The organism is Neobacillus piezotolerans, from assembly GCF_003362805.1.
In the GTDB taxonomy this organism is placed as follows: Bacteria; Bacillota; Bacilli; order Bacillales; family Cytobacillaceae; genus Bacillus_D; species Bacillus_D piezotolerans.
In genome coordinates this window covers 36,236-54,357 of sequence record NZ_QNQT01000018.1, presented here as the reverse complement: position 1 = coordinate 54,357, position 18,122 = coordinate 36,236, and the positions used below count along the sequence as shown (strand labels likewise).

At 46.3% G+C, this 18,122-nt stretch carries 21 protein-coding genes and 1 pseudogene; 21 read left to right on the top strand and 1 reads right to left on the bottom strand.

Annotated features, from left to right (window positions below; genetic code table 11):
* Positions 1-385 precede the first annotated feature (385 nt).
* The 10 genes from DRW41_RS21730 (at position 386) to rsmI (ending at position 7,491) form a co-directional block, all read left to right on the top strand.
* The gene (locus tag DRW41_RS21730; protein WP_115454102.1) at positions 386-604 is read left to right on the top strand and encodes a sigma factor G inhibitor Gin; all 219 of its coding nucleotides are present in this window, start codon (positions 386-388) and stop codon (positions 602-604) included.
* A 95-nt stretch (positions 605-699) separates the two neighbouring features.
* Positions 700-2,127, top strand: coding sequence for an aminotransferase class I/II-fold pyridoxal phosphate-dependent enzyme (locus tag DRW41_RS21725; protein ID WP_115454101.1), 1,428 nt, complete (start codon positions 700-702; stop codon positions 2,125-2,127).
* Positions 2,128-2,149: 22 nt separating this feature from the next.
* Positions 2,150-2,785, top strand: a complete 636-nt coding sequence (gene tmk, locus DRW41_RS21720; protein WP_115454100.1) for a dTMP kinase — start codon at positions 2,150-2,152, stop codon at positions 2,783-2,785.
* Positions 2,786-2,898: 113 nt separating this feature from the next.
* The gene (gene darA / locus DRW41_RS21715) at positions 2,899-3,228 is read left to right on the top strand and encodes a cyclic di-AMP receptor DarA (RefSeq protein ID WP_053368657.1); all 330 of its coding nucleotides are present in this window, start codon (positions 2,899-2,901) and stop codon (positions 3,226-3,228) included.
* 142 nt (positions 3,229-3,370) lie between these two features.
* The gene (holB, locus tag DRW41_RS21710; RefSeq protein ID WP_115454105.1) at positions 3,371-4,378 is read left to right on the top strand and encodes a DNA polymerase III subunit delta'; all 1,008 of its coding nucleotides are present in this window, start codon (positions 3,371-3,373) and stop codon (positions 4,376-4,378) included.
* The gene (locus DRW41_RS21705) at positions 4,371-5,198 is read left to right on the top strand and encodes a PSP1 domain-containing protein (protein ID WP_115454099.1); all 828 of its coding nucleotides are present in this window, start codon (positions 4,371-4,373) and stop codon (positions 5,196-5,198) included. Before holB ends, DRW41_RS21705 begins: the two co-directional genes overlap by 8 nt.
* A 13-nt stretch (positions 5,199-5,211) precedes the next feature.
* Positions 5,212-5,574 carry a DNA replication initiation control protein YabA gene (yabA, locus tag DRW41_RS21700; RefSeq protein WP_115454098.1) on the top strand — a complete coding sequence of 121 codons (363 nt, stop codon included), beginning with the start codon at positions 5,212-5,214 and terminating at the stop codon, positions 5,572-5,574.
* A gap of 49 nt (positions 5,575-5,623) precedes the next feature.
* Positions 5,624-6,367, top strand: a complete 744-nt coding sequence (locus tag DRW41_RS21695; RefSeq protein ID WP_115454097.1) for a tRNA1(Val) (adenine(37)-N6)-methyltransferase — start codon at positions 5,624-5,626, stop codon at positions 6,365-6,367.
* Positions 6,354-6,641, top strand: coding sequence for a GIY-YIG nuclease family protein (locus DRW41_RS21690; protein ID WP_115454096.1), 288 nt, complete (start codon positions 6,354-6,356; stop codon positions 6,639-6,641). The genes DRW41_RS21695 and DRW41_RS21690 overlap by 14 nt, the downstream gene beginning before the upstream one ends.
* The gene (rsmI, locus tag DRW41_RS21685) at positions 6,619-7,491 is read left to right on the top strand and encodes a 16S rRNA (cytidine(1402)-2'-O)-methyltransferase (RefSeq protein ID WP_115454095.1); all 873 of its coding nucleotides are present in this window, start codon (positions 6,619-6,621) and stop codon (positions 7,489-7,491) included. Before DRW41_RS21690 ends, rsmI begins: the two co-directional genes overlap by 23 nt.
* A 57-nt stretch (positions 7,492-7,548) precedes the next feature.
* Here the strand turns inward: rsmI and abrB are convergent, their stop codons facing one another.
* Positions 7,549-7,827 carry a transition state genes transcriptional regulator AbrB gene (gene abrB / locus DRW41_RS21680; RefSeq protein WP_115454094.1) on the bottom strand — a complete coding sequence of 93 codons (279 nt, stop codon included), beginning with the start codon at positions 7,825-7,827 and terminating at the stop codon, positions 7,549-7,551.
* 499 nt (positions 7,828-8,326) lie between these two features.
* Between abrB and metG the strand changes: the two are divergent.
* From metG to purR, 11 genes and pseudogenes are all read left to right on the top strand, one after another.
* Positions 8,327-10,238 (top strand): annotated as a pseudogene (gene metG, locus DRW41_RS21675) (methionine--tRNA ligase).
* Between the two features lie 98 nt (positions 10,239-10,336).
* Positions 10,337-11,104 carry a TatD family hydrolase gene (locus DRW41_RS21670; protein WP_115454093.1) on the top strand — a complete coding sequence of 256 codons (768 nt, stop codon included), beginning with the start codon at positions 10,337-10,339 and terminating at the stop codon, positions 11,102-11,104.
* Between the two features lie 236 nt (positions 11,105-11,340).
* Positions 11,341-12,528, top strand: coding sequence for a G5 and 3D domain-containing protein (locus DRW41_RS21665; RefSeq protein WP_115454092.1), 1,188 nt, complete (start codon positions 11,341-11,343; stop codon positions 12,526-12,528).
* 175 nt (positions 12,529-12,703) lie between these two features.
* A complete protein-coding gene (gene rnmV / locus DRW41_RS21660; RefSeq protein ID WP_115454091.1) occupies positions 12,704-13,264 on the top strand; it encodes a ribonuclease M5 in 561 nt (186 codons plus the stop codon).
* Positions 13,257-14,135, top strand: coding sequence for a 16S rRNA (adenine(1518)-N(6)/adenine(1519)-N(6))-dimethyltransferase RsmA (gene rsmA / locus DRW41_RS21655; protein ID WP_115454090.1), 879 nt, complete (start codon positions 13,257-13,259; stop codon positions 14,133-14,135). The genes rnmV and rsmA overlap by 8 nt, the downstream gene beginning before the upstream one ends.
* A gap of 89 nt (positions 14,136-14,224) precedes the next feature.
* Entirely contained in the window at positions 14,225-15,112 is an 888-nt protein-coding gene (yabG, locus tag DRW41_RS21650; RefSeq protein ID WP_115454089.1) for a sporulation peptidase YabG, read from the top strand.
* Between the two features lie 210 nt (positions 15,113-15,322).
* Positions 15,323-15,586 carry a biofilm formation stimulator Veg gene (veg, locus tag DRW41_RS21645; RefSeq protein ID WP_115454088.1) on the top strand — a complete coding sequence of 88 codons (264 nt, stop codon included), beginning with the start codon at positions 15,323-15,325 and terminating at the stop codon, positions 15,584-15,586.
* 156 nt (positions 15,587-15,742) lie between these two features.
* Positions 15,743-15,925 (top strand): small, acid-soluble spore protein, alpha/beta type, encoded by a 183-nt coding sequence (locus DRW41_RS21640; protein ID WP_115454087.1) that lies wholly within the window; start codon positions 15,743-15,745, stop codon positions 15,923-15,925.
* Positions 15,922-16,125 carry a hypothetical protein gene (locus DRW41_RS21635; protein WP_115454086.1) on the top strand — a complete coding sequence of 68 codons (204 nt, stop codon included), beginning with the start codon at positions 15,922-15,924 and terminating at the stop codon, positions 16,123-16,125. The genes DRW41_RS21640 and DRW41_RS21635 overlap by 4 nt, the downstream gene beginning before the upstream one ends.
* Positions 16,126-16,368: 243 nt before the next feature.
* On the top strand, positions 16,369-17,235 hold the full coding sequence (ispE, locus tag DRW41_RS21630; protein WP_115454085.1) for a 4-(cytidine 5'-diphospho)-2-C-methyl-D-erythritol kinase: 867 nt from the start codon (positions 16,369-16,371) through the stop codon (positions 17,233-17,235).
* A 53-nt stretch (positions 17,236-17,288) separates the two neighbouring features.
* On the top strand, positions 17,289-18,122 hold the full coding sequence (gene purR, locus DRW41_RS21625; RefSeq protein ID WP_115454084.1) for a pur operon repressor: 834 nt from the start codon (positions 17,289-17,291) through the stop codon (positions 18,120-18,122).

Sequence of the window (18,122 nt, the reverse complement as noted above, 5' to 3'; positions counted from 1 at the left end):
CTGTGAGAGTAGGACGCTGCCGGGCAAAATGGAAGGCAACCTGAATTGGGTTGCCTTTTTTGGTGTTCGCAAAACCTTACATACCTTGGAATCCACGAGTGTTAACCATCAAAAAGATAAGGCTTATCTGATATAAAACAACTTAAACGAGACGCCAGATAGCTAAAACCATCTGCTCAGCTTACATTCAATGGATAAAACCAGGATTACCTGAGTCAAAAATTCCTTAAATGAATAAAACCAGGTTTACTCGAGACAAAAATTCCTTAAAAGTCCGGTAAGACATACACCGAATTGGGCAATTGCACATACACTAGGAACAGTAGTCAGCGCGACAATTCGAAAAAGTGTATACAAATCTCGGCTGGTGGGAACAATAAGGGGTATGGAGGTGGGAGAAGTGAATCATCAGCCTGCGGGAAATTATTATAAGGAATTATGTGTAGTTTGCGAGAAAAACAAAGCGCAGGGTATACATCTTTACACATCTTTTATTTGCTCGGAATGCGAAAGGGAAATGATCTCAACTGAAACGAACGACCCTAAATATAGATATTATTTAAAACAACTTAGGAAAGCGGCCGAACCACAAATACTCTCATAAAAGTCCTGTCAGGGCTTTATTTTTTTGGATCAATATCCCCAAACCCATTTAGTTTGATAAAATGGATGAGACTTATCTTTACCCGGGAGAAAATTATGAATCAGCAAAATTCACCTATATATAATGCATTGATGGAACATGCAAAGAAAAATCCGGTATCCTTTCATGTGCCGGGCCATAAATACGGATCTGTCCAAAATATAATTGGAGGGGCTTTTTTTGAGGAAATCCTAAAACTCGATGCCACAGAACTATCAGGACTGGATGATCTCCATTCACCAGAGGGCGTGATTGCGGATGGGGCACTGCTTTTGGCAAAACTGTACGGAGTACAAGAAAGTTTTTTTCTCGTGAATGGTTCCACTGTTGGGAATCTTACGATGATTTTATCTGTTTGCGGCGAAGGGGACAAAATCCTTGTTCAGCGGAATTGCCACAAGTCGATTATAAATGCCCTGCGCCTCGCCAAAGCCGACCCTGTTTTCATAGAGCCCATTTTTAATGGTGATTGGAAGGTGGCCGGCGGGCTGGATACTGAGGCTGCCAAACGGGCTATAGTACGTTTTCCCGATTTAAAAGCGATTGTCCTTACATACCCTAATTATTACGGGATTGCGGACCCTATCGCTGAGATTATTGAAGTTGCCCACCAAAATGGTATCCCGGTCCTCGTTGATGAGGCGCACGGAGCACACTTCATTGCCGCGGAAGGGTTCCCTGTATCAGCGGTTGCCCTGGGAGCGGACCTTGTTGTCCACTCAGCCCATAAAACCCTTCCCGCAATGACAATGGGGTCATTCCTCCATTTCAATAGCGGGCTGGTCAATCTCGGCCGGGTAAAAGACTATCTGCAAGTGCTCCAGTCTAGCAGTCCATCCTATCCTCTTCTGGCTTCATTGGATTTGGCGCGAGCCTATCTCGGAACTTTTAATCGAAGAGATTTCGCGATCCTTTTTAAGAAAATTCAGCAATTCAGGGAGGAACTGGACCAAATCCCGCAGATACGGGTGTTGACCGAAGAAGGGAAAACCGATCCTCTGAAAGTTGTGATCCAGAGTGCGTGCCGCCTCAATGGCTTTGAAATACAGCAGCTTCTTGAGCATGAGGGCATTTTTACAGAGCTTGCCGACCCCAGCAATGTTTTGTTTGTCCTCCCCCTTTTGAAAGAGGGAATGCCCTACCCGTTTTTGAATACAGTGAAAAAAATTAAAGAGTTACTCTATGATTACGCTCCGGTCCAAAAAGAGACTGACGAATCTTCCAGGGGAGGGGATCTTTCACAGCTCGCCCTTTCATATCGGATGATGGACAGCCTTCAAATTCAACCTGTAAAACTTGAAAATGCAAAGGGAATGATAATGGCAGAGACGATTGTTCCTTATCCGCCCGGGATTCCGCTTTTACTGAAAGGGGAACGGATCAGTGAACCGGTACTACGGAGGCTCACTCAGCTAATTCAATCAGGTTCCCGCTTTCAAGGCGGGGAACGGCTTAAGGACGGAGAGATTCTCATCTATAGATAAAGCATGGAAATTGGAGGTCGCAATGAGAAAAGGATTATTTATTACAACTGAAGGGCCAGAAGGTGCGGGTAAAACAACAGTTCTGAACCTTTTGGATGAACATTTAAAAGAAATGGGAATTAAAACACTTATTACCAGAGAGCCAGGCGGGATTGACATCGCCGAACAAATTAGAAGGGTTATATTGGAGCCGGAAAATACCGCCATGGATCCTCGTACAGAAGCGCTGCTTTATGCGGCGGCAAGAAGGCAGCATCTGGTGGAAAAGGTAAGGCCCGCATTGGAGGCAGGCGCAATCGTCCTTTGCGACCGTTTTGTCGACAGTTCGCTTGCATATCAAGGGTATGCCCGTGGATTGGGTATCGATGAGGTCTACAAGATTAATGAATTTGCAATTGAAACGATGATGCCTGACTTGACCATTTATTTTGATATCGCCCCTGAAGAAGGATTGGCGCGGATTGATAGGCACAAAGGACGCGAAGTGAACCGCCTGGACTTGGAAGAACTTGATTTCCATCAAAAAGTAAGGGAAGGTTACCATCTTCTATTGGAACGGTTCCCGGACAGGATTGCAATGATTGACGCCTCTCTGCCAATGGAGGAAGTCTTTACAGCCGCATTGGCAAAAATACAGGAAATCCTCCCTTTGAAATAGGGAGGTTTTTTTGCTGCGAATAAATTCCGCCTTCACAAATCATGTGGGAAGCAGGAAATCCTGTTATAATGAAGAAAGTATAGGGTACCAATCAAAAAAAGGAGGTTGAAAGAATGAAGTTAATTATTGCGGTGGTGCAGGACCAGGATAGCAACAGGCTGTCAAACGCACTCGTTGAACATAATTTCAGGGCGACCAAGCTTGCTACAACGGGAGGCTTTCTAAAATCGGGAAATACAACCTTTATGATTGGTACGGATGACGCCAGAGTGGAAAAGGCGTTGGAGATTATCAGGATCAACTGTAAAGCAAGGGACCAGCTTGTGGCGCCGGTTTCGCCTATGGGAGGAAATGCGGATTCTTATGTTCCTTACCCGGTTGAAGTCGAGGTTGGCGGAGCAACCGTCTTTGTCCTACCGATTGAGCAATTTTTGCAATTTTAACATACCGCTATTATAGGAAGGCCCCTTTTTTCAAAAAGGCGCCTTCCTCCTTTCAATAAATGAAACTACCATCAGCGGTGGTTATACGCTGATGGTAGCCCATAAGTGGCGGGATACATTGAAGCATAAGCAGGTGAGGCCGATGGCAATGACATGGGACGGGCTTGAACAAATTCAGCCCGCGGCACTGAAAATGATGAAAAACAGTATACAAAAAAGCCGGGTCGCCCATGCCTATTTGTTTGAGGGCATGCGGGGAACGGGGAAAAAGGATGCGGCCAAGCTCTTATCAAAAGCGCTTTTCTGTGAAAATCCAATTGATGGCTTCAAGCCTTGCGAAGCTTGCCTGAACTGCAAGCGGATTAATAGCGGCAACCATCCTGATGTCCACTGGGTTGAACCGGATGGCCTCTCGATTAAAAAACAGCAAATTAAGGAACTGCAGGAAGAGTTCTCGAAAAAAGGGATGGAATCCTCCCGAAAAATGTATGTGATTGATGATGCGGAAAAAATGTCAACAGGTGCATCCAATTCGCTGCTGAAGTTCCTTGAAGAACCAGGAGCCCAGACCGTGGCGCTCCTGCTTACCGAGAATCCCCAGCAAATGTTGCCGACGATCCTGTCACGCTGCCAAATCATAACTTTTCGTCCTCTTTCGCCTGAATTTTTTATAAAACAGCTTGTTGAAAACGGGATCGGCCCGGACTCTGCTCCTCTTCTTGCCCAATTGACAAATAATGTTCATGAGGCGTTGGAACTAAATGCACAGGATTGGTTTGCACAAGCCCAAAAAATAGTGGTAAAATTATATGAAATGCTTAAAAAGAATCCGCTGGAGGCAATGGTCGCGCTCCAGGGGGAATGGTTCCAGCATTTTAAAGAGAAAGAACAGATTGACCGCGGCCTGGATCTTCTACTTCTCGTACTTAAGGACTTATTATATATACAGTTGGGTAAACAGGAGCAAATTGTTTTTAAGAAGGAATCTGGTCGGCTTGAGCAATTTGCCCTTCAAACCCGGACACGGAGCTTGCCTGATCAGATGGCGGCGGTTCTTGAGGCCAAGCGCAGGCTTCATGCCAATATGAACCCCCAGCTTCTGATGGAACAGCTCGTGTTAAAATTGCAGGAGGGATCATCATTTGTATGATGTAGTCGGAGTCCGCTTTAAAAAAGCGGGAAAAATATATTACTTCGATCCCGGAGATCTGCCTATAGAAAAGGATGACTATGTCATTGTCGAAACCGTCCGCGGTGTTGAATTCGGCAAGGTTGTCATCGCCCGCAAACAAGTGGACGAGCATGATGTTGTCCTTCCTTTGAAAAAGGTTGTGCGGATAGCGGATCAAAAGGATAAGCTTATTGTTGAGGAAAACAAGGTGGCTGCGAAGGAAGCTTATGACGTTTGCTGTGAAAAGGTAGACGGTCACCAGCTTGATATGAAGCTTGTCGATGTAGAATATACATTTGACAGAAACAAGGTTATTTTTTATTTTACCGCCGATGGCCGTGTAGATTTCAGGGAACTGGTCAAAGACCTTGCGTCCATTTTCAGGACAAGGATCGAATTAAGGCAAATCGGTGTAAGGGATGAAGCGAAAATGCTGGGGGGAATAGGCCCTTGCGGAAGGATGCTTTGCTGCTCGACCTTCCTTGGAGACTTTGACCCGGTTTCAATCAAGATGGCGAAGGACCAGAATCTTTCACTGAATCCCACCAAAATTTCAGGTCTATGCGGCCGCCTCATGTGCTGCCTGAAATATGAAAATGATGAATACGAAACAGCGAAAGACCTTCTTCCGGATCTTGGTGAAGTGATTACGACGCCGCTGGGAAGAGGGAAAGTTGTTGGGTTGAATATTCTGGAGCGCATTCTCCAGGTTGAAATAAAGGAGCAGGAAAGGGTGCTTGAGTTTACCCTCGACGAAATCCTAAAAGAAGGTGCTTTTTCAATACCATCCACAGACTGATGAGGTGGAATACGTGGATAAGAAGGAAATTTTTGAATCAGTTGGTTCAATGGAAATTCAAATCGGCAACCTTTACCAGCAGCTGGGTGAATTAAAGCAGCATCTGGCAGAAATACTGGAAGAGAATCATTCGCTGAAACTTGAAAATGAGCTCCTGCGCAAGCGCCTCGAAAATACGCCGGAACAGGCGGAAGATTCGGGTAAAAAAGGGAAAAAAGCAGGAGCGTCAGAAACCAGGACCTTGGACATTGGTGAAGGCTATGACAATTTGGCCCGCCTTTACCAGGAGGGGTTCCATATTTGCAATTTGCATTTCGGAAGCCTGCGCAAAGAAGGCGACTGCCTGTTTTGCCTGTCATTTTTGAATAAAAAATAAAGCCTTCCTTTTAGCGGGAAGGCCTTTTTGTGGACGTGGGAGGTAGACAATGGCCGATTTAAAAGATGATGAGCGGCTCGATTATTTGCTTGCTGAAAATTTGAGGATCATTCAAAGCCCGACGGTATTTTCCTTTTCCCTCGACGCGGTCCTGCTGTCACGATTTGTCTATGTTCCGATTCAAAAAGGGAACCTCATTGATTTATGCAGCGGCAATGGCGTGATTCCTCTTTTCCTCAGCAAAAGGACGAAGGGGCGGATTACAGGCGTGGAAATCCAGGAGCGGCTCTATGATATGGCTGTAAGGAGTATCGCCTATAACGGCCTGGAAAGCCGCCTGGAGATGATTCACGGCGATTTGAAGGATATGCCCTCAAGGCTTGGCTATGGAAAATTTGATGTGGTTACCTGCAATCCGCCCTACTTTAAAACGCCGCCAGCCTCTGAAATCAATGAGAATGAACATTTCGCGATTGCCCGGCATGAAATCCTATGCACGCTTGAGGATACAATCCGTGTATCCGCGGCACTTGCCAAGGCGGGTGGAAAGGTTGCTTTTGTTCACCGGCCTGAACGGCTGAACGATATGATTGAGCTAATGAGGAAATACCGGCTTGAGCCGAAACGGCTGAAATTCGTTTACCCCAAGGAGGGCAAGGAGGCGAATACCATGCTTGTGGAAGCGATAAAGGATGGGCAGCCAGGCCTGAAAATCCTTCCGCCTCTTATTGTTTATGATGGAAATAATGAATACACACCTGAAGTGCGAGAGATTTTATATGGAAGAAACTGAACATTATTTCTATGTATTGCAATGCCGGGATGGAAGTTATTATGGAGGCTATACAACTGACCTCGAACGAAGGGTCAGGCTTCATAATGAGGGGAAAGGAGCCAAATATACTAGGGGCCGCGGGCCGGTTGAGCTTGTTTTTGCCCGGGCCTTTCAAACAAAGACCGAAGCAATGCGGGCAGAATACCGCTTCAAACAGCTTTCAAGGGCAAAAAAGGAAGAGTATTTGGCAACGGAAGGGGAATGTGCGGATGCAGCAGCAGAAGAGCTTTGAAAATGAAAATCATAAGGGAATCCTTTACCTCGTTCCAACCCCAATCGGAAATTTGGAGGATATGAGTTTTCGCGCAATCCGCCTCCTCAAGGAAGCGGCGGTTATCGCGGCAGAGGATACCCGAAATACAAAGAAACTGTGTAATTATTTTGAAATAGAAACTCCAGTCGTCAGTTACCATGAACACAACAAAGAAGCAAGCGGGGAAAAATTGCTGGAAAGGCTGATTAAAGGCGAGAAAATAGCTTTGGTCAGCGATGCGGGCATGCCGGCGATTTCAGACCCGGGATACGACATTATCGTTATGGCAATAAAGGAAAATATCGCAGTCGTTTCGCTCCCGGGAGCAAACGCGGCCCTCACTTCACTCATTGCATCCGGGCTGCCGCCGCAGCCGTTTTATTTCTATGGTTTCCTGAACAGGCAGCGCAAGGAGAAGAAAAATGAACTGGAAGAGTTAAAAAAACAATCGGCAACCATCATCCTCTATGAATCACCCCACCGCCTGAAGGAAACGCTCAGCCTCATCCTTGAGATATTGGGAAACCGGAGAATAGTCCTTTGCAGGGAACTGACGAAAAAATTCGAGGAATTTATCCGTGGAACCGTTGAGGAAGCCATTGACTGGTGCGGGAGCGGGGAGGTCCGGGGGGAATTTTGCCTTGTTCTTGAGGGCGGGAAGGAAACGGTATCGGAAGATTCGCCATGGTGGGAAGCCATGTCCATCGAAGAACATGTCAACTACTATATTTCGGCTGAAAACCTTGCCTCAAAGGATGCAATAAAAAAAGCAGCAAAAGACCGGGGCCTAAGCAAGCGCGATATTTACAGGGAATATCATGTAGAGTAGACAGAATCGATTAGTGTAAAAAAGGCTTCCCCTTTTGTTGGGGAAGCCTTTTGAAAATTATTTGCTGAATACAGATTCGATTTCTTTCAATAGCTGTTCTGCGCCTTCACGGCTAAGGATTAGCTTGCCATCTGCCAGTGACACGTTGTCATCGGAAACCTCGCCTGTGACTTGGCAAGTCATGTTAGGCTTGTATTTTTTCAGGATGATGCGCTCATCGTCTACATAGATTTCAAGAGCGTCTTTTTCTGCGATGCCAAGTGTGCGTCTTAGTTCGATAGGAATGACCACCCGGCCGAGTTCGTCAACTTTACGTACAATACCAGTAGATTTCATGTAATGCTTCTCCTCCCATTTTTAAAAAAGATTCTCTAATAATACATCATTCGTCATTATTCGACAATTTTTTTAATAATTTTATAATACCAGCGATTCCCAAATTCGTCAATCAATTTATCGTGAAAAAAGGATTAACAAGTTTTGGGTATTAAAAAAACCCTGCTGCATCAATGTTTTCTGAAAATATATATTTTTATTGAAAAAACAGGAAAAAATTAAGTAACACTTTACTAGTATAATAAAAAAAACGAAAAACGCAAATTTCGACAAAATCTTTTTTTTAATCCTCAGCAAGCAAACAACATACTATTCGACACACTTGAGTTTTTTATAGGGATAGAAAAGAAAAGTTTTTCCCGCCTTGAATGGCAAGGGGTCAATTATATTGCAGAAAAATTGGATTTTCGGTATATTTTGTTGATAGAAGCTGAAAAGAAAAGGCAATAATGACCTCAACGGCCTTTGGGCGATAGGTATATATGAAGGAGGGATCTCGATGGAAAAGAGAGATAAAACGTTTTATCTGACAACCCCCATTTACTACCCGAGCGGTAATTTGCATATTGGGCATGCGTATACGACGGTTGCCGGGGATGCGATGGCCCGGTACAAGCGGCTTCGCGGCTATGATGTGATGTATTTGACTGGTACGGACGAACACGGCCAGAAGATTCAGCGAAAAGCTGAAGAAGAAGGGCTGACACCTCAGCAGTATGTGGATGGGATTGTATCAGGCATCCAAGAGCTTTGGAAAAAACTTGATATTTCCTATGATGATTTTATCAGAACAACGCAGGACAGGCATAAAAAATCGGTCGACAAGCTTTTTGCCCAGCTTGTCGAACAGGGTGATATTTATCTCGATGAATATGAAGGCTGGTATTGTACGCCATGCGAGTCCTTTTATACGGACAGGCAGCTTGTTGAAGGGAATTGCCCTGATTGCGGTCGCCCCGTTGAGAAGGTCAAGGAAGAATCGTATTTTTTCCGGATGAGCAAATATGCAGATAGGCTTCTCAAATATTACGAAGATAATCCAGACTTTATCCAGCCTGAATCTCGAAAAAATGAAATGATCAACAATTTCATTAAACCAGGGCTCGAGGATCTTGCTGTTTCAAGGACTACGTTCGATTGGGGCATCAAGGTGCCCGGCAACCCGAAGCATGTTATTTATGTTTGGATAGACGCCTTGTCCAACTATATTACAGCGTTGGGCTATGGAAGCGAAGATGATTCGAAATACAGGAAATATTGGCCAGCCGACGTCCATTTGGTCGGAAAGGAAATTGTCCGTTTCCATACGATTTATTGGCCAATCATGCTTATGGCTTTGGGGCTCCCTCTNAGGGAATGTCGTAAACCCTGTCACATTGATTGACAGGTACGGGCTTGACGCCTTAAGGTATTACCTCCTGCGTGAGGTTCCGTTTGGCTCGGACGGCGTTTTCACTCCGGAAGGTTTTGTTGAACGGATCAATTTCGACCTGGCTAATGACCTGGGGAACCTTCTTAACCGTACAGTAGCCATGATCGACAAATACTTTGATGGAGAGATACCGGCTTACGCGGGCTCTGTCACAGAGTATGACGAGAGCCTCCTCTCAGCCAATAGGGAGGCTGTCTCGAAGTATGAGGAAGCGATGGAAAAAATGGAGTTTTCCGTAGCCCTTTCATCGGTTTGGCAGTTAGTAAGCCGTTCCAATAAATACATTGACGAAACCCAGCCTTGGGCAATAGCCAAGGACGAGGAGCGTAAAGCTGAACTTGGTTCCGTAATGGCGCACTTAGCCGAATCACTACGGAGGATCGCGGTCCTATTACAGCCATTCCTGACACGCTCCCCGCAGCAGATTTTTGAACAGCTAGGGATTGCGGGCGACTCCCTGAAGTCATGGGAGAGCCTATCCGAATTCGGTATTATTCCGGCCGGGACAAAAGTATCGAAAGGAAATCCTTTGTTCCCGCGTCTCGAAATTGCGGAAGAGGTCGAATTTATAAAAGCGGAAATGCAGGGCCCGGCAGCGCCTGCTCCCGAACCGGAACAAAAACGGGAAGAAAAGAAAGAAGAAGCGCCTGAAACAGAAGAAATCTCAATCGATGAGTTTATGAAAATCGATTTAAGGATCGCCGAAGTACTCCATGCGGAGCAGGTGAAGAAGGCTGATAAGCTTTTGAAGCTGCAGCTCGACCTCGGGTATGAAAAGCGCCAGGTTGTATCCGGAATCGCCGAGTACTACAAACCCGAAGAATTAATAGGCAGAAAGGTCATTTGCGTAACCAATCTCAAGCCTGTTAAATTACGTGGCGAATTGTCCCAGGGAATGATCCTCGCAGGAAAAACAGACGGAACACTTTCATTGGCATCGGTTGACCAGGACCTGCCAAACGGGACAAAAATTAAGTAACCAACAAAAAAACGATGGGGAATGCCCGCCGACCAGCAGCCGGTGCATTCCCTTTTCCGTATATAACAAGAGGTAATGACAGGAAAGGAAGTGGCGGCATGCTGATAGATACCCACGCGCACTTGAACGCTGAGCAGTATGAGGAAGATGTGGAAGAAGTAATAACCCGGGCGAAGGAGAATGGAGTCGGCAAAATTGTCGTTGTCGGATTTGATCGGCCAACAATCGAGAAAGCCATCGGGCTAGCTGAAACCCATGATTTCATTTATGCATGTATCGGCTGGCACCCGGTTGATGCTATCGACATGACGGATGAGGACCTCTCATGGATTGAGGAGCTCGCGGCGCATTCCAAGGTTGTCGCCCTTGGTGAGATGGGCTTGGATTATCACTGGGACAAATCACCCAGGGATATCCAGAAGGAAGTGTTCAGAAAACAAATCAGGCTGGCCAAAAAAGTGAAATTGCCGATTGTCATCCATAACAGGGAGGCGACAGCCGATATTGTGGAGATCCTTAAAGAGGAAGGTGCGTCAGAGGTCGGGGGCATTATGCACTGCTATAGCGGGAGCGTGGAAATTGCCAGGCAATGCGTGGATATGAACTTTTATATTTCACTTGGCGGGCCGGTAACGTTTAAAAATGCGGTTAAGCCGAAGGAAGTAGCGGCTGAGCTGCCGCTCGACAGGCTGCTGATTGAAACTGACTGCCCTTACCTTACTCCGCACCCACACAGGGGAAAGCGCAATGAACCAGGCTATGTCAAGCTCGTCGCTGAAGAAATTGCCAGGATTAAAGGAATTTCGTTTGAAGAAGTTGCAAAAGCCACAACCGAAAATGCTATGCGATTATTCGGCATAAGCTGATAGAAGATGGTGTCGAATTGAAAGAAAGTTTGTCCATTTTTTAAATAAAAACAAAAAGTTCTACAAGTCTCCTTTTCTGCATAGGATGAACATGTCGATAAGTTATTCTTTGCTTTTTCAGGAGGGATGTGCATAATTAGAACTACCTTCGGAAATGTGCCAGAGTTGACAGCCGGCAATATGGTTCTATATAATCACTCCAAGAAAAGGAGGCGTTTTTCATCGGATCCATAAACATGAAAAGCCTGTTTCCAACGTCATTGAGTAGGAAAAAAGTGGCGATATTTTTTGCCAGTTTCCTAGTTTTCATGACTACCCTCGGGTTCCTTTTTTATGAAGGGTCAAAAAGCACTGTCGCCTTGACGATCAACGGCAAGGAAAAGATGGTTGAAACCCGGGCCGGAACCGTGGAAGATCTATTCAGGGAGTTGAACATAAAGGTCAACTCAAATGACTATTTGTTTCCTCCAGTCGGGACCAAGGTGAAAAACAATCTTGAAATCGTCTGGAAGAAAGCGAAGCAGGTTGAAATTGTCAAAGATAACGAGAAGAAAACGGTATGGACTACAGCCGACACGGTTGGGGAGCTCCTTAACGAGCAGAAGATAGCGTTGATAGCACAAGACCATATTTCAGTAAAACCGCAAGAGCCGATCAGCGACAAAATGAGCATTGAAATCAAGAAAGCCCTTAATTTAAGCTTAATCGATGGCACCAAGAAAGAACAAAAAGTGTGGTCCACTTCGGCTACGGTCGCTGACTTTTTAAAACAGCAAGGCATTACACTAAATAAATTTGATCGAGTTGAACCTTCCTTGCAGGATAAGGTAAAACCAAATGCCGTGATAAAGGTCATTCGAGTAGAAAAAGTCACCGATGTAGTGGAAGAACCAATTCAGTTTGCCGTGGTCACAAAGAAGGATGCCAAACTGGCAAAAGGTAAAAAGAAGGTTGTCAACGAAGGGAAAGAAGGGCTTCGCTCTAAGAAGTTTGAAGTTGTCCGCGAAAATGGCAAAGAGGTCACCCGTAAGCTTATAAGTGAAAAAACAGTCCGGGCCAAACAGGATAAAGTTGTGGCTGTTGGTACAAAGGTCCTTGTCGCCCAGGTTTCAAGGGGCGCCGCTCCTGCCGGTGGTCAAGAGCTATATGTATCCTCGACGGCTTATACGGCTAGCTGCAATGGCTGTTCCGGCACGACCGCGACAGGAATCAATCTCCGCGCGAATCCGCACGTAAAAGTAATTGCCGTGGATCCGAGGGTCATCCCGTTAGGTTCAAAAGTATATGTTGAAGGATACGGATACGCCATCGCGGCCGATAAAGGGTCGGCGATAAAAGGACATAAAATCGACGTCTTTTTCCCTGATTTATCCGATGCCTATCGTTGGGGAACAAGGAAAGTGAAGATTAAAATTTTGAATTAGCAACGCATACATAAATGCAGGGGGCCAACCTCTGCATTTTGTTTTTGTCCCCGAAATTACTTATACTTAAGGACGTAAATCCTTTACTACTTATTTAGACGGAAAAGGTTACAGTTTGGTTTCAATATTTTTTCAAAAAGATTAAGTTTTATTTCCATATACGATGGAGGACGCAATGAAAATAAAGGAAATCATCGTCGTAGAAGGCAAAGATGACACTACGGCAATCAAGAGGGCTGTAGAAGCGGATACAATTGAAACGAACGGTTCAGCCTTGAATGAGGAAACAATAGAAAAAATAAGGCTCGCGAAAGAAAAAAGGGGAGTAATCATATTTACGGACCCTGATTTTCCGGGTGAAAAAATCCGCCATGAAATAGCACGGAAGGTTCCGGGCTGCAAGCACGCATTTTTGCCTAAAGAAGAGGCGAGAGAGCGGCGAGGGCGGGGGATCGGAGTTGAGCACGCAGAACCGGAAGCAATCCGGATCGCGTTAAAGGACGCGCAGTTGACAAATGAAGAGGCGGCCGAGGAAATAACCCAGGAGGATTTGATGGATGCCGGGCTGATTGGCGGACCCGGGGCAAGCGAGAAAAGGGCTAGGCTGGGAAAAATCCTTAAAATCGGGTATACGAATGGAAAACAGCTCCACAAACGGCTAAAAATGTTCCAAATCAGCGGCAGCCAATTTGCCGGGGCATTAAAAGCAATCCAGCAGGAGGACAAAAATGGATAAAGATATAGCAACCCCATTAAGGACAAGGGCCATACTTGAGAAATACGGCTTTTCGTTCAAGAAGAGCCTTGGGCAAAACTTCTTGATCGATACGAATATATTACGGAAAATCGTAGATGCGGCAGGCATAACAAGTGAGACGGGAACAATTGAAATTGGACCGGGCATTGGGGCGCTTACCGAGCAGCTTGCAAAGGCGAGCAGGAAGACGTTGGCGTTTGAAATCGATCAGCGCCTTTTGCCGATCCTTGAGGACACCCTATCTCCGTATCCGAATGTAAAGGTCATACACAGTGATTTTTTGAAGGCTGACGCGGCGGAGGTTATCAGGGAAGAGTTCACCCCAGGAATGGATCTGGTTGTCGCGGCGAATTTGCCTTATTATGTGACGACGCCAATCATCATGAAAATCCTGGAGGACAAACTTCCTGTCCGGGCAATTGTCGTAATGCTCCAAAAGGAAGTCGCGGACAGGATTTCGGCAGTACCGGGCTCCAAGGACTATGGGTCGCTATCCATAGCCGTCCAGTATTACACAGAGGCTGAAACAGTCATGATCGTCCCAAAAACGGTCTTTGTCCCGCAGCCGAATGTTGATTCTGCTGTCATTCGCCTAAACGTAAGAAGTAAACCTGCCGTAACGGTCACCAATGAAGAGTTTTTCTTTAAAATTACAAGGGCCGCATTCGCACAGCGGCGGAAAACAATCCTGAACAACCTTACGAGCCAGCTTGAAAGAGGGAAAGAGCAAAAGGATGCGATAACGGCGGCGCTTGAGAAGGCGGGCATTGAGCCATCCAGGAGAGGGGAAACACTGTCCCTTGAAGAGTTTGCGCGCTTAAGTGAAGCGCTTCTTCCTGCTTTCAGCTGATTCTCGCCCACCGCGCCGGAAAAGGGCGATAGTCACCTGTTGTTTTGTATCCGCATAGCTTATGGAAGAAACCTATTGGGGTGAATTCTGTGGCTATAAAGAAAATGGATATCGTCGGCAGGCGTTCGTATAACTGTGACATCCTTTTCAGGGTAATTGATATCGTGGAGAAGGATGGCCGGCAGGTTGCTTATCTTTATGGGGAATATATTCGGCTGGCGGCAGACGCCCCCATCGAGGATTTAATAGTCATGGGCATGGCCGAAATGCAAAAGCTAACAAATGAATACCGTTCCAAGGAGGAACAATCCCTCGAGCTTTTCCGCCAGGATGTAACCTTGCTGAAGCAAAGGCAGGAATATCAGGCGACAGGCGGTTATGCCAATCTAACGAACTATTTTCAAATTCCCGGCAAGGTGCTGCATCTTGACGGGGATCAAACGTATTTAAAAAAATGCCTGGCGCTTTATGAAAAGATTGGGATTCCCGTATTTGGAATCCATTGCAGCGAGAAGGAGATGCCTGAACGGATTAGCGGGTTCCTTGATTATTACCGGCCCGATATCCTGGTCGTAACCGGTCATGACGCCTATTCGAAGGCAAAAGGGAAAAAGAGCGACCTCAATGCATATCGCCACTCCAAACAATTTGTCGAGACTGTCAAGGAGGCGAGGAGGAAGGTTCCCAGCCTCGACCAGCTCGTAATATTTGCCGGGGCGTGCCAGTCACATTTTGAATCGCTCATAACCGCCGGGGCGAATTTTGCCAGCTCGCCTTCACGGATTAATATCCATGCTCTTGATCCGGTTTATATCGTTGCGAAAATCAGCTTCACCCCGTTCATGGAGCGGATCCACGTATGGGATGTTTTAAGGAACACGCTTACGGGTGAGAAGGGGCTGGGAGGAATAGAAACAAAGGGCGTTTTAAGGACCGGAATGCCCTACCGTCCGGAATACGCGCAGGAGGGGGAATAAGCCTTAATAAGAGGCTTATTTTTCTTTTGTTTGTAAAACTTCCCATTACATAAAAAGCTGTCGATAGGTAAAACTAACGCTTGTTGAAATTTATAGAAAAAAGAAGAACAAAAAATATTGACAATCTTTTTCTGGGACTGATATAATTTATGTTTTTTCTTTGACAATTTTATGTCAGCGTGTTATACTTTACACAGTGAGGTGGACCGAATGCCAAAAACACTTGCCGATATTAAAAAGGCTCTGGATTCAAATTTGGGTAAAAGGCTCTTGCTTAAAGCCAACGGAGGCCGCAGAAAGACGATTGAACGGTCTGGCGTCCTGGCGGAGACATACCCATCAGTATTTGTTATTGAACTGGATCAGGAAGAAAATGCATTTGAACGTGTTTCTTACAGCTATGCGGATGTACTGACAGAAACAGTCGAAATCACCTTTTATGAAGAAACAGCAGGACAGGCGGCACTAAGCTAGATACAATTTTTTGCAGGACAGCGGCGATTCATGCCGCTGTTTTTGCTTTTTATACGCTAAACGGGCGCTTGCGCTTTTCTGACAAGATAAGGAATGATGAAATGGCTGGTTAGCCAGCATACTAAGAATGCCGCGGCTGCCGGAAGGGGTTTTATAATGGCAAGAAGACGTGGTGTAATGTCTGACCGTTTTAAAGAAGAACTTGCAAAGGACCTAGGTTTCTATGATGTCGTTGAAAAAGAAGGCTGGGGCGGCATAAGGGCGCGTGACGCTGGCAACATGGTAAAGCGCGCAATCGAACTGGCGGAGCAGCAGCTTCTCCAGGGCGGCCGAGGATGAAGCCTCTGCGTCTTAACAGGCTGGGAAACCTGCTTATGGCAGGCGGGCTTATGTATAAAAAGCTTGGCCGGCTCACTTCGGGAACGGAAGAAGCCGGCAGCTTGCTGAAAAAAGAAGAACATCTGGAAGAGCCGGGAACACTCTGGTATTCAAAAACGGCCGGCGTGAAACCGGGCCAGCGGGCCATTCGTATAAAATAACACTTGCAGCGCGGCAGGCCGGGATTATCCCGGCCTAATTACATTTTTACCTGTAGTTCGGGAAACAGAGGTCTTATCGGATTGTTTTTGTGGTAAAATAGGACAAAAACAGATGGGAATTGTCCAGTCATGGCCTAAAAGGGATTGCTTGTGCATCCCGGCAATGAAAAAAGATGCGTCAATTTATCCGGGGAGTGGCCGGGTGGCGCGCCAGCTGGAACATTTAAAAGTAGGTGGACCTCAGTGAAGCTTTTAGTCAAAGCCCCAGCAAAGATTAACCTGTCGCTTGATGTATTGCACAAACGGCCGGATGGCTATCATGAAGTAGAAATGATTATGACGACTATCGACCTTGCCGACCGTCTCGAACTGTCGCAATCGGAGGATGGCCAAATACGGATTCAATCCCAAAGCCGGTATGTCCCGGATGATGAACGGAATCTTGCCTATCAGGCAGCTAAGCTTTTAAAGGATCGTTTTGATGTAAAAGAAGGCGTTACAATTTCAATTGAAAAAGTGATTCCCGTCGCGGCCGGGCTTGCGGGCGGAAGCAGTGATGCGGCGGCCGCCCTAAGAGGTCTGAATAAATTATGGGGACTTGGGTTATCCCTCGATGAACTGGCCGTTCTGGGCGCGGAAATCGGCTCGGATGTTTCATTTTGTGTTTACGGGGGAACTGCGCTTGCGACCGGCAGGGGAGAACGGATTGAAGAACTTCCCGCCCCTCCGACATGCTGGGTGATTCTGGCTAAACCGCATATAGGGGTTTCGACAGCGGATGTTTATAAGAAACTCGACCTTTCAGGGATTGTCCATCCCGATACAAAAGCGATGATCCAGGCAATCCGGGAAAAGGATTACGAGGGGGTTTGCGGGAATGTCGGCAATGTCCTGGAAGAAGTTACGCTGAAGCATTACCCGAATGTTGCACAAATCAAAGATCAAATGAAGCGATTCGGGGCGGATGCCGTCCTAATGAGCGGGAGTGGGCCAACGGTATTTGGCCTGGTGAGGCACGACTCCCGGCTGAACAGGATTTATAATGGTCTGCGGGGCTTTTGTGGACAGGTTTTCGCGGTGAGGATGCTGGGTGAGCGCCACCTTGAATAAATCCGTACATTTATGTTACATTAAAGTAAAACATTCGGTATTTGGAGGTTTCCATGAAATTTCGCCGCAGTGAACGCCTAATAGACATGACTCATTACCTGCTTGAACGGCCCCGCGAACTGGTACCGCTTACCTTTTTCGCGGAACGGTATTCCTCGGCTAAATCATCGATAAGCGAGGATTTGGCCATTATTAAAGAAACATTTGAAGAAAGGGGGGTGGGAACCCTCCAAACAGTGCCGGGGGCTGCCGGGGGAGTTAAATTCCTGGTTAAAATCAGTGATAGCCACGCGAAGCATTATATTAAAGAGCTTTGTGAATTGATCGCCACGCCTGACCGCCTGCTTCCAGGCGGGTACTTGTATTTGGCGGATATTCTTGGAAATCCGTCGATTGTCGAGACCGCGGGGAAAATTATCGCTTCAGCCTATGCATCTGCTAAAATTGATGTTGTTATGACGGTTGCAACGAAGGGCATTCCTCTTGCATACGCGGTCGCTACCCAGCTGAACGTGCCAGTTGTCATTGTAAGGCGCGACAGCAAAGTTACGGAAGGCCCGACAGTCAGTATCAACTATGTATCCGGATCGGCAAAACGGATCCAAACGATGCTCCTTTCAAAGCGCAGTCTTGCGGAAGGATCAAAGGTTCTGATTGTCGATGACTTCATGAAGGCCGGCGGAACGGTGGTCGGGATGGTCAGCCTACTTGAAGAGTTCAATGCGTCGGTTGCGGGTATCGCGGTGCTTGTTGAATCGGAGAAAATCGAGGAAAGGCTCGTCGATGAATATATTTCGCTTGTCCAGCTCGCCGATGTGGATGTAAGGGAAAAAAGGATTAAAGTAAAGGAAGGAAATTATTTTAACAGAAATGGGATGGAGGAGTAA